The following is a 5119-nucleotide window of genomic DNA, read 5'->3' as shown; positions in this document are numbered from 1 at the left end:
CGGACATTAGGGGGTTGGCCAGGGCGTTTGCCTCCGATCCCGAGGCTCGTCTATGGTGGTAGATCGTTCGTTTGATCCATTTGACTGGCGCCCTACTCCCATCTGGCGCCCTTGGCGCGTTCCGGCGATCCGTGGCTGACCGCATAGAGGCGGTTGTGAAACAGAACCCCGGACTTTGGCGCGTGCCACTTCCGGAAGGTTTTGCATGTCTCTCGTTGACGACGCCCGCTTCGCCATGCCCGCGAACGAGGCCGCCGCCGATGTCACCGATTCCGCCGACACCACCGAATTGACCGCCGAGGTCGAGGAGATGGCCGAGGAGAGCGCCGTCGAGACCGTCGAGGAGACGGTCGAGGACGCCGAGCCCACCATCACCTTCGGCGACCTGGGCCTGCCGGACGAGGTCGTCCGCGCCCTCGCCAAGCGCGGCGTCACCACCCCGTTCCCGATCCAGGCCGCGACCATCCCGGACGCCCTGGCCGGCAAGGACGTGCTGGGCCGCGGCCGCACCGGCTCCGGCAAGACCCTGAGCTTCGGCCTGCCGCTGCTGACCCGTCTGGCCGACGGCGAGCGCACCCGCGCCAAGCAGCCGCGCGGTCTGATCCTCGTCCCGACCCGCGAGCTGGCCATGCAGGTCGCCGACGCCCTGGAGCCCTTCGGCTCGGTGCTCGGCCTGCGCCTCAAGGTGGTCTGCGGCGGTACCTCGATGTCGAACCAGATCTACGCGCTGGAGCGCGGCGTCGACGTCCTGGTCGCCACCCCGGGCCGCCTGCGCGACCTGATCAACCGCGGCTCCGCCAAGCTCGACGACGTCCAGGTCGCCGTCCTCGACGAGGCCGACCAGATGGCCGACATGGGCTTCCTGCCCGAGGTCACCGAGATCCTCGACCAGGTGCCGGCCGGCGGCCAGCGCCTGCTGTTCTCCGCCACCCTGGAGAACGAGATCGACACCCTGGTGAAGCGCTACCTGAACAGCCCGGTCACCCACGAGGTCGACCCGTCGGCCGGCGCCGTCACCACCATGACCCACCACATCCTCGTGGTGAAGCCCAAGGACAAGGCGCCGATCACCAACGCGATCGCCGCCCGCAAGGGCCGCACGATCATCTTCGTCCGCACCCAGATGGGCGCCGACCGCGTCGCCGAGCAGCTGATCGAGGCCGGCGTGAAGGCCGACGCGCTGCACGGCGGCATGACCCAGGGCGCCCGCACCCGCGTCCTCGGCGACTTCAAGGACGGCTACGTCAACGTCGTCGTCGCCACCGACGTCGCCGCCCGCGGCATCCACGTCGACGGCATCGACCTGGTCCTCAACGTGGACCCGGCCGGCGACCACAAGGACTACCTGCACCGCTCCGGCCGCACCGCGCGGGCCGGCCGCTCCGGCACCGTCGTCACCCTGGTGCTGCCGCACCAGCGCCGCGGCGTCTTCCGCCTGATGGAGGACGCGGGCGTCGACGCCAGCCGCCACATCCTGGACCACGCCTTCGACGCGGAGGTCGCCCGGATCACCGGCGCCCGCTCGCTCACCGAGGTGCAGGCGGAGAGCGCCGCCAACATCGCCGGTGCCGCCGAGCGCGAGCTCGCCGACATGACCCGCCAGCTGGAGCGCGCGCAGCGCCGCGCCACCGAGCTGCGCGAGGAGGCCGACCGCCTGGCCGCCCGGGCCGCCCGCGAGCGGGCCGAGCTGGGCATCGAGGACGAGGCCCCGGCCGCCGAGGAGGCCGGCGAGGGCGCCGCCGAGGCTCCGGCCGTCGCCGAGGCCGCTGCCGCCGCGCCGCAGGCCGAGGAGCGCACCCCGTCGTACCGCGAGGCCCGCACCGAGCGTCCGGCCTTCACCCGCGACCGTGACCGGGACCGCGACCGTGACGACCGTCGCTCGGGTGGCTTCAACCGTGACCGCGGTGAGCGTGGTGGCTTCGGTGGTGGCCGTGACCGTGACGACCGCCGTTCCGGTGGCTTCGACCGTGACGACCGTCGCTCGGGCGGTTTCAACCGTGACCGCGGTGAGCGTGGTGGCTTCGGTGGTGGCCGTGACCGTGACGACCGCCGTTCCGGTGGCTTCGACCGTGACGACCGTCGCTCGGGTGGCTTCAACCGCGACCGCGACGACCGCGGCGGCCGCTCCTTCGGCGACCGTCCGGCCCGCTCCTTCGGTGACCGCCCGTCCTTCGGCCGGGACCGCGACGAGCGCGGCGGCAGCAGCAGCCGTCCGTTCTCGCGCCGTGACGACCACCGCTCCGGCGGCCGTCCGCAGTCCGACCGCGGCGGTTTCAACCGTGACCGCGGTGGCTTCGACCGCGACCGTGGCGGCTTCAACCGCGACGACCGCAAGCCGCGCTGGAAGAACTGACCCGGTACGACCGGTGATCGACCGCTGGTCGCACTGGAAGAACGCCGAAGGGCCCGCTCCGCACCCGGAGCGGGCCCTTCGGCGTTCCCCCGGCACCCCCCCGGCCTCGTTGTTCTGGGAGTGAGAATAACCTGTGGCGCGCGAGGGCGGCGGTCCCGTAGCGTCACGGGCATGAGCAGCAGACTGCACGATGTGGCACGGGTGAACGAGGAGATCGCCGAGCGGGGGAGCTACCGGACGGCCGGGGGCGAACTCGTGCAGGTGGGGGAGCAGTTGACGGCGGCGAAGGCCGGCACGGTGTCGTACGCGCCGGAGGCGCTGGACGCGCTGCTGGCGGCGGACGGGCCGGGCCCGGGGCCGCTGGCCGGGCGGGCGGAGGTGACGGCCGAGGGGAGCGTCGAGGCCGCCCGGCGGCTGGTCGGGGCCGGGGCCGGGCCGGTCGGGGTGCTGAACTTCGCTTCCGCGCGCAACCCCGGCGGCGGCTACCTGCGCGGCGCCCGCGCCCAGGAGGAGGACCTGTGCCGCAGCGCGCTGCTGTACGACTGCCTGCTGGAGGCGCCCGACTACTACGAGGCGCACCGGGCCTCGGCCGACCTGCGGTACAGCCACCGGGTGATCGTCTCGCCGGCCGTCCCGGTGATCCGCGGCGGGCGGGGCGACCTGCTGGCCCGGCCGTACCCGGTCACCTTCCTGACCTCACCCGCGCCCAACGCCGGTCAGCTGGAACGGCGTTCGCCCGGTACGGACGTCCGGGGCGTGCTCGCCGAGCGGGCCGTCCGGGTGCTCGCGGCGGCGGCCCGGCACGAGGTCCGCGCGCTGGTGCTCGGCGCCTGGGGCTGCGGGGTGTTCCGCAACGACCCGGCGGAGGTCGCCGAGGCCTTCGAGGGCGCGCTGGCCCGGTACGGGGCCGCGTTCGAGCGGGTGGTGTTCGCGGTCTGGGACCGCTCGCCGGTCTCGGCGAACCGGGCGGCCTTCGAGGCGCGGTTCGGCACGGCGGCCCGGTGAGCGCCGCGGTCGCCCCCGGGCCCTGAGCCGGTCAGCGCTTGCGGGCGGACAGCGCCGTCGCGGCCGTCGAGGCCGCCGCGACCACACCGGTGACGGCGAACACGGACGGCCAGGCGCCGATCCGCTTCGCCAGCGGGTGCGAACCGCCGAAGGCCGCCACGTACAGGCCGGTCAGCGCCGCCGCGGCGGCCGTGCCCGAGCTGCGGCGCCACTGCGCGGCCGCCCCGGCACCGGCCACCGCCAGCACCGCGCCACCCAGCTCGCGCCGGCCGCTCCAGCGGGCCACACCGTAACCGCCGACCAGACCGCTCGCCGCGGTCAGCGCGGCGGGCGCGGCGGCCGCGAGCACGTTCGGGACCTTCGCCATCGTCGACTCCACTCGTCCGTCGTAGGGCTGCGTCGGCTTCCGACCATAACCCGGCGAACGCGCCGCCCGGCCGGGCCCCCTCCCTCACCGGACATCCCCGGGAGCTGCGGCGGTGTTCGGGTGCGAGGCCGCCCGTCGGTCCGCAATGGGAGACTTCGAACATGACTGACAGCGTGACCGAGAGTGCGACTGAGAGCGAGATCGAGAGCGTGACCGACCACGTGGCCAACACCGCGATCACCGACGGCCGTTACCGGATCCGCAACGTCGGCAGCGGCCTGCTGCTGGAGGTCGCCGACGGCTCCCGGCGCAGCGGCGCCCGCGTCCGGCTGGGCGCGGAGGACGGTTCCGAGGCCCAGCTCTGGCGGCTCACCCCCGTGCACCCGGGCGGGGCGCTCTTCCACATCGAGAACGCCGCCAGCGGCAAGCGCCTCGACGTCACCGGCGCCTCCCCGGACGACGGCGTCCCGATCCAGCAGTGGTCCGCCAACGCCTTCGGCGCCCAGGAGTGGCTCCTGGAGGCCCACGTCGACGCACCGGGCACGTACACCGTCACCAGCTTCATCAGCGGCAAGCCCCTCACCGCCGCGGACACCCCCGGCGCCCCCGTCCACCAGTGGGAGGACGTCGACGCCCCGACCCAGTGGTGGCGCTTCGAACGCCAGGGGTAGCGCTCACGGGCGCGTCAGCCCGTCAGCCCGTCAGCCCGTCAGCCCGTCAGCCAGTCAGGCCGTCAGGTTGGCGCGGAGGGCGGCGAGTTCGGCTTCGGTGACGCCGTGGGCGTGGAGGTAGGCGGGGACGGTGTCGTGGTGGGTGCGGATCCAGGCGAGGGAGGAGGCGATGAGTTCGGCGCTGATCGGGCGGGAGATCCGTTCGGTGCCGGTCTCGTCGATGTACGGGGTGGGGCCCTTGTCCAGGCCGAGGCCGAGGTTGGAGAGCAGGAAGTCGGCGGTGATGTCGGCGTCGGAGGCACCCAGCAGGGACTGCAGGACGGCGATGGTGAGGCCGGTGCGGTCCTTGCCGACGGCGCAGTGGACGACCACCGGCAGCGCCCGGGGGGCGGCCAGGCTGCGGATGATCGTGGCGAGCGAGGGGCCGGCCGTCTCGGGCATGAAGAGGTAGAGGCCGGCCTGGTCCTCGGGCCAGGGGAGGTCGACGTCCTCGCGGTTGGCGGGCAGGGTCGGCACGCTGAGGGTCTCGTGGTCGAGGCCGTGGCGCTGGTCCGGCCAGGTCTCCTGCTCGAACGGGCTGCGCAGGTCGACCACCGTCCGCAGGCCGAGGGCCTTGAGCTTCCGGGCGCCCTCCTCGGTGAGCGTGTGGAGGGACCCGGAGCGGTACAGCACGCCCCGGCGGAGGGAGCCGATCCCGCCCGCGTCACGGAAGTTGCGCACACC

The 5119-nt window shown here is 73.9% G+C and carries 5 protein-coding genes; 3 read left to right on the top strand and 2 right to left on the bottom strand.

The features are described 5' to 3' along the window. Nucleotides 1–205: 205 nt before the first annotated feature. Together J0670_RS29640 and J0670_RS29635 are read left to right on the top strand one after the other, a co-directional pair. Nucleotides 206–2353, top strand: a complete 2148-nt coding sequence (locus tag J0670_RS29640) for a DEAD/DEAH box helicase (RefSeq protein WP_207814778.1) — start codon at nucleotides 206–208, stop codon at nucleotides 2351–2353. A 171-nt stretch (nucleotides 2354–2524) separates the two neighbouring features. After that, on the top strand, nucleotides 2525–3358 hold the full coding sequence (locus tag J0670_RS29635; protein ID WP_207814777.1) for a TIGR02452 family protein: 834 nt from the start codon (nucleotides 2525–2527) through the stop codon (nucleotides 3356–3358). A 31-nt stretch (nucleotides 3359–3389) separates the two neighbouring features. Here J0670_RS29635 and J0670_RS29630 read toward each other — a convergent pair whose 3' ends face one another. Further along, a complete protein-coding gene (locus tag J0670_RS29630; RefSeq protein WP_207814776.1) occupies nucleotides 3390–3725 on the bottom strand; it encodes a hypothetical protein in 336 nt (111 codons plus the stop codon). A 161-nt stretch (nucleotides 3726–3886) separates the two neighbouring features. Between J0670_RS29630 and J0670_RS29625 the strand changes: the two genes are divergently transcribed. Beyond that, complete coding sequence (locus J0670_RS29625; RefSeq protein WP_207814775.1) at nucleotides 3887–4396, top strand: RICIN domain-containing protein; 510 nt, start codon at nucleotides 3887–3889, stop codon at nucleotides 4394–4396. A gap of 54 nt (nucleotides 4397–4450) precedes the next feature. On the opposite strand, the gene J0670_RS29620 is transcribed toward J0670_RS29625, so the two are convergent. Then, nucleotides 4451–5119: tyrosine-protein phosphatase (locus J0670_RS29620; RefSeq protein ID WP_207814774.1), on the bottom strand; the 669-nt coding region annotated here is incomplete at its 5' end.

Origin of the sequence: Streptomyces sp. FH025, assembly GCF_017427025.1 — a bacterium.
Classification (GTDB): Bacteria; Actinomycetota; Actinomycetes; order Streptomycetales; family Streptomycetaceae; genus Kitasatospora.
This window is presented reverse-complemented; position numbering and strand designations above follow the sequence as displayed.

Excerpts from the sequence above, each read along its gene's own strand:
- J0670_RS29630 (WP_207814776.1), bottom strand. The coding sequence starts at position 3,725 with ATGGCGAAGGTCCCGAACGTGCTCGCGGCCGCCGCGCCCGCCGCGCTG.
- J0670_RS29635 (WP_207814777.1), top strand. The coding sequence starts at position 2,525 with ATGAGCAGCAGACTGCACGATGTGGCACGGGTGAACGAGGAGATCGCC.
- J0670_RS29640 (WP_207814778.1), top strand. The coding sequence starts at position 206 with ATGTCTCTCGTTGACGACGCCCGCTTCGCCATGCCCGCGAACGAGGCC.
- J0670_RS29625 (WP_207814775.1), top strand. The coding sequence starts at position 3,887 with ATGACTGACAGCGTGACCGAGAGTGCGACTGAGAGCGAGATCGAGAGC.